The organism is Deltaproteobacteria bacterium (assembly GCA_018668695.1).
Taxonomy (GTDB): domain Bacteria; phylum Myxococcota; class XYA12-FULL-58-9; order XYA12-FULL-58-9; family JABJBS01; genus JABJBS01.
Genome location: JABJBS010000326.1, coordinates 1 through 5535 on the forward strand (window position 1 = coordinate 1; position 5535 = coordinate 5535).

The following is a 5535-nucleotide window of genomic DNA, read 5'->3' on the forward strand; positions in this document are numbered from 1 at the left end:
CTGAGCTTGATGTGACGCTTCTTAAAAAGGTTAGGTTGGAGTTTGCCGTGAATGAGCCCTACGTTCAGAAGACCAGTGACGCCATCATTAAAGGTGCTCGAACAGAGCAAATTGGTGATGGGAAAATCTTTGTGCTCGATTTGCCAAGGGTTATCCGAATCCGGACCTTGGAAGAGGGCGAGGCGGCTATCGGCTAATGCGATAGCTTATTTCAGTATAAAATTGGCCCGGGTAAGAGCTTACGAGTTCTTGTCCGGGTTTTTTTTTGTTTAATTCTAAATATTACAATGGTTTGCGGATCCTACCGGATTGAGGCTTGGAGGCCCGATTTTAAGCGGTTCTTGCTGGATCATCTCGGGGTTGGTTGCTAGGTTTGGTGTTCCGTCTGGGGAATTCAACAATCTATATATAGGTGTTTTGATGATTGCTTCGCTTGTCCGGCCTTTGGGGTCGCGTTTGGTTAATCGTTTGTTTTGGGCCGTATTCTTGATGAGTGTCGCTCTCTTTGGATGTGCTGATGCGGGTGGCCGCGCGGCTCTACCTGGCGGCGATGGCACCACGACTACGGGCGAAGGCGATAATACGGAAGAGCCAAGTGGCTCGTCGGTTTCGACCGATGACGATGCTACCGACGCCAGTGACGCAACCGATACTGGTGACGCTTCTGATGATGCATCAGACGATGCAACCGATGGCACAGATGCCAGTGATGACAATCAAGATGAAGAAGATGACTGCGGCGGCTGCGCCGATAATCAGGTTTGCAACGACGGCGTCTGCGATTGTTTTGAAGGCTTTACGGATTGTGACCTCGTCGCAACGAACGGATGTGAAACCTTAGGCGAATGTGAATGTGAATACGGTGAGGAGCGAGCGTGTTACTTTGGTCCACTTGGAACTGAGAATGTTGGAACATGTCGTTCTGGTATTGAGATTTGCAATGGTATCGGTTGGGGATTTTGTGAAGGTTCAATCCTACCCGAGCAAGAACCTTGTACTCAGGATGGCCTCGACCAGGATTGCGATGGTCTTACAGACGAACCAGAGGACGAAGATGGCGATGGATGGTTTCGTTGTGACGGCGACTGTTGCGACTCGATTTTTCAGCAGTGCGCCGAAAACCCAGCGTTGGTGAACCCTGGTGCTTATGAATTTGTTGGTAATGAAATTGATGATGATTGCGACGGTGAAATTGATAACGTGGGCTCAACTGACTGCAGCGGTGGTTCTGTTACATCCGGTGTTACCGCTGACAACATGGTGATGGCAATGGACCTTTGTCAGTACACGGAAGGTGATCCTGATAAATGGGGTGTTGTATCCACCGGACTCACGAATTCCAATGGCATTGGTACACCTCAAGATATCCAAGTAGGTGTCTTAAATGGACTCGGCGCAGGTCTGGTTGCTCCCTTGGCAAATTCAACAGTGGCCGTGATTTCATCTGGTGATGCGCGCGGTGTTGGCGATCCGGGTTACACCTCATCCAACAGCGATGGAAGCTCTAACGCTGATTCGGGGCCAAGTGACTATCTGGCTGTGCATGGGAATCAGCTCCAAACAAGTGCATCCTGTCCAGCCACTGATGCCTCTGTATACGATACCGTTCGCCTAAGCATGACTGTTCGCGTGCCGACCAATGCGCAGGGTTTCCAGTACGATTTTCGTTTTTGGACTTATGAGTACCCGCAATATATCTGTACTCAATACAATGACTTCTTCTTGGCTCTCCTAGACAGCGGCCATCCCGATATCCCGGCGGATAAAAATATTTCCTTTGATGCTGCTGGCAATCCTGTCTCGGTTAACAATGCATTCTTCACCACTTGCGATGCACTCTCATGCTACGATTCTGACCACTACTTTATGCAAACTCTCTTGGCGCCCGATAGCAACAGTGACGGCTGCGTGGATGCTTTGAGCTGCAATTCAGCCACCAACCTTTGTGAGACATCTTTGGGCGCATGCCCCGATGGCTCGAGCGATGTTTTGGCTTTTACCAATAATGTGGAAGCGGCAGGGGCCACCGGTTGGCTTACAACCAGTGCTCCCGTGGTACCAGGTGAAGAAATTACTCTTAATTTCCACATTTGGGATACTGGCGACTCTGCTTATGACTCCCTTGTTATCATTGATAATTTCCAATGGCTGATTGAGCCAACGGAGCTCTCTACCAAGAACTGATCACCCAGCATTGTAAGATCTACTGCTTTCTACTTGACGATTTTCTTCGGAACCATTATCCCGTAACTCATAATGGATGCACTAATTGACTGTGTGGGCAGTCGGCGGGGAATATCAATGAATTGTAATGGGTTTGGATGGGGCGCTCTTGCGGCCGTTATACTCTTGTCTGCATGCGCTGAGCCTCAAGGGCAAACTGCAGGCGGAGCGGATGATTCCTCGTCAGAGTCAGCTTCAGGCACAACGGTTGTTGACGACGGTTGTGCTCATACCTTTGTATTTCATGCTCAGGGCGAGTCGCTTGCATCTGAAGTCTTGGTCGCCGGGAATTTCGAAAGCTTGCCATGGGGCGCTGAACTTTCTCTGCGCGATGAAGATGGCGATGGCTTCTGGATGGGTGAGCAAAAACTACTGCCTGGAACTTATGAGTACCGTTTGGTGGTGAATGGGACCTGGACTTCTGATCCAGCGAATCCGGAATTTGTTATCAATGAATTTGGCGACCGAAACAGTGTTTTTGAGCATTCGTGCCCGTTCGCTCCAGCATGTTTAACCGATGTTGAATGCGGCGCAGAGACGCCACTATGCCGCGCCTACACATGTGTGGCCGAAGAGCCTTGTTACTGCGGGGACGGCAGCTCCTGTGATGCCATCGGAATTTGTGGTGAAGCACAATGTGGCCCAGACCGAGCATGCAGTGAACCTTTGGTTTGTGAAGACGGCATCTGCGTACCTGAGTGTGTTGACGACAGTGAATGTGCGGGCGCATCTCGATGCATTGATTTGGAGTGCGTGGACCCTGAATGTAACGAAGATATGGATTGCCCTGATCTCATATCTCAAAGTTGTGTCGATAATTTTTGTGAGACAGATACGTGTGGAAAGCATACCTTCTTATTTAACCCAGAAGGTGCGACTTATTCTTCGGTTCATGTTGCGGGCTCATTTAACGGATGGCCGGCCACGGTAGAAGAGGGTGGTTTCGAAATGACCTGGGAGCCGACCCTTGGGCAATGGTATGCCAAGGCGGTCATTGAGGACGGGCAATACAGCTACAAGTATGTGGCCAACGAAGGTGAATTTTGGTTACCAGATTCAAACAACCCTTGGTCCGAGTCCGACGGTTTTGGCAGCTCGAATTCATTGATTGAGATGGCGTGTGTCGGTGTCAACAATTGCGGACCTACAGACGACTTTCTCTGGGACGATGCCGTCATGTATTTTGCCCTGGTCGACCGTTTCTTTGATGGAGATGGGTCAACCGATTCGGTTGGCGGAGTGGACGGTACCGGAACCCTCAATGGACCCAATGGAAATTATGTAGGCGGAGATTTAGAAGGGATGACTTCTAAGCTCCCATACCTAGCTGATCTTGGGGTTTCCGCTCTGTGGCTTTCAGCCCCTTTTGAAAACCGTAATGCGGCGGGCGATGCCATTGACCCATCTCAAGACAGTCACAATTACACGGCATACCACGGTTACTGGCCGTCGCCAGACAATATCGATTACTCAGATATGTCGAATCCAACACCAAGACCTGCGGTTGAGTCGCGAATTGGTACAGAGCAGGATCTACATGGATTGGTAGATACAGCGCACGCTACTGAAACGGCAGATGGCCACAACATGAAAGTCATGTTTGATTACGTGATGAACCACGTTGACCTAGACAGTGGTCTTTATGCAGCTCACCCAGAATGGTTTGCCCGTGAAGGTGACCGGTTTAGACTCTGCGGTCCTGAGAATCTCTGGGAGGATGCTTACTGGGGAACTCGCTGTGCATTTACTGATTACTTGCCTCCGTTTGAATTCGGCAATGATGATGCCCGGGCTTGGTCTGTAAATGATGCGCTTTGGTGGGCCCAAAATTATGACATCGATGGATACCGCTTAGATGCAATCAAGCACGTTCCAATGCAATGGCTTGAGGATCTGCGAAGTTCTCTTAATCAAAATATTCTCAACCCACGCGGGGAGCGTTTTTACCTGGTCGGCGAAACGTTCAACTATGGAGACCGGGACCTATTGGCTTCATTTGTTGATCCCGACACAAAACTGGATGGGCAATTTGATTTCCCATTCAAAGCGCAGCTTTGTAATGCGCTCTTTAGCAAGAATCTATCCTTGTCCGAGTTTGCGTATTGGATGGACGGCAATGATGATTTCTACGGCCCGGGAGCCATCATGACTACATGGATTGGCAATCACGATGTTCCGCGAGCGATTCACTTTGCCAGCGGACAAATTCAAAACTGCATGGAAGGAAGCTCACCGAGTAATGGCTGGACCATGAGCTATGGTCAGCCTCAAGATGCTGCCCCCTACGAAAGATTGGCTCTGTCCTATGTGGTGATGATGACCAGCCCAGGGATTCCGTTAATTTATTACGGTGATGAAATTGGATTGGCAGGAGGCGGCGACCCTGATAATCGGCGGGCGATGCCTTGGAACGATGGGGACCTATTGGCGCCTCAGCTGGATTTGAGAACAACTCTAGCCAGACTTGGGACCATTCGGGGTGAAGAGAAATCGCTAACTCGCGGGTCGCGCCACACGCTCTATGCGGATGGTGATACATGGGTTTATAGAATGGATGGTTGTGGCGATGCGGCAAGTCCCGTTTGGGTTGCGATGAACCGTTCAGATTCATCAAGAACGGTATCCATTCCATCTGGTTCTTATGTCGACCTCATGACTCAAGCGTCAGTGGGCGGTGGCGAGCAGCAGTTGGGACCACGTGACTTTATCATTCTAAGACAAGAATAGATGGCATCAGTAAATTTTACGTATCCAGTTCAGGGTATGTTCCAAATAAGTCGTAGTATCGCGCGGGGAGAGAACTGATGGTTCGGTGGCTAGGTTTTTTATGCATTGTGTTGACGGCAATGCCCGCTTTTGCAGAAGAAGAAGCGAAGGATAGCTTTACATTTGGCAGTTACGGACGATTGGTAGCGGGGTCTGATCTCAATGGCGGCGGCCTTGCGCCGGTGAAGGTCATTGCCCACGCACCGCGGCTCTTAGAGAAATCATACGCAGAGCTAGATTTCTCATACGCTCTAAATGTGCCAAGTACGGGCGCTGAATTTACGACCTATCTTACGCTGGCGCTGGGAGAGGCACTCTTTCATTTTAATGGCGACTTCCGTTCCGACATCGCCATTCGCAATCTTTATGTAGAAGCCAAAGATGCGCTCGGAAAAGATATTTCAGTCTGGGCTGGGTCTCGTATGTACCGAGGTGATGACATCTACCTTTTAGACTTTTGGCCGCTTGATGAACAAAACACAGTTGGAGGCGGTATTCGGTATGTCTTGGGCAAAACCGCATTCGACCTGCACGCCGGCTTTAACC

General features: G+C 50.0%; 4 protein-coding genes. All 4 read left to right on the top strand.

What is annotated here, in order from left to right; all coding sequences use genetic code 11:
• The coding region (locus tag HOK28_18345; GenBank protein ID MBT6435064.1) for a P-II family nitrogen regulator at positions 1–197 on the top strand (197 nt) is incomplete at its 5' end.
• Positions 198–420: 223 nt separating this feature from the next.
• Positions 421–2184: a hypothetical protein gene (locus HOK28_18350; protein MBT6435065.1), complete on the top strand. Its 1764-nt coding sequence runs from the start codon at positions 421–423 to the stop codon at positions 2182–2184.
• A gap of 117 nt (positions 2185–2301) precedes the next feature.
• A complete protein-coding gene (locus tag HOK28_18355) occupies positions 2302–4950 on the top strand; it encodes a hypothetical protein (protein ID MBT6435066.1) in 2649 nt (882 codons plus the stop codon).
• A gap of 77 nt (positions 4951–5027) precedes the next feature.
• A partial coding sequence (locus HOK28_18360; protein ID MBT6435067.1) for a hypothetical protein occupies positions 5028–5535 on the top strand: 508 nt, incomplete at its 3' end.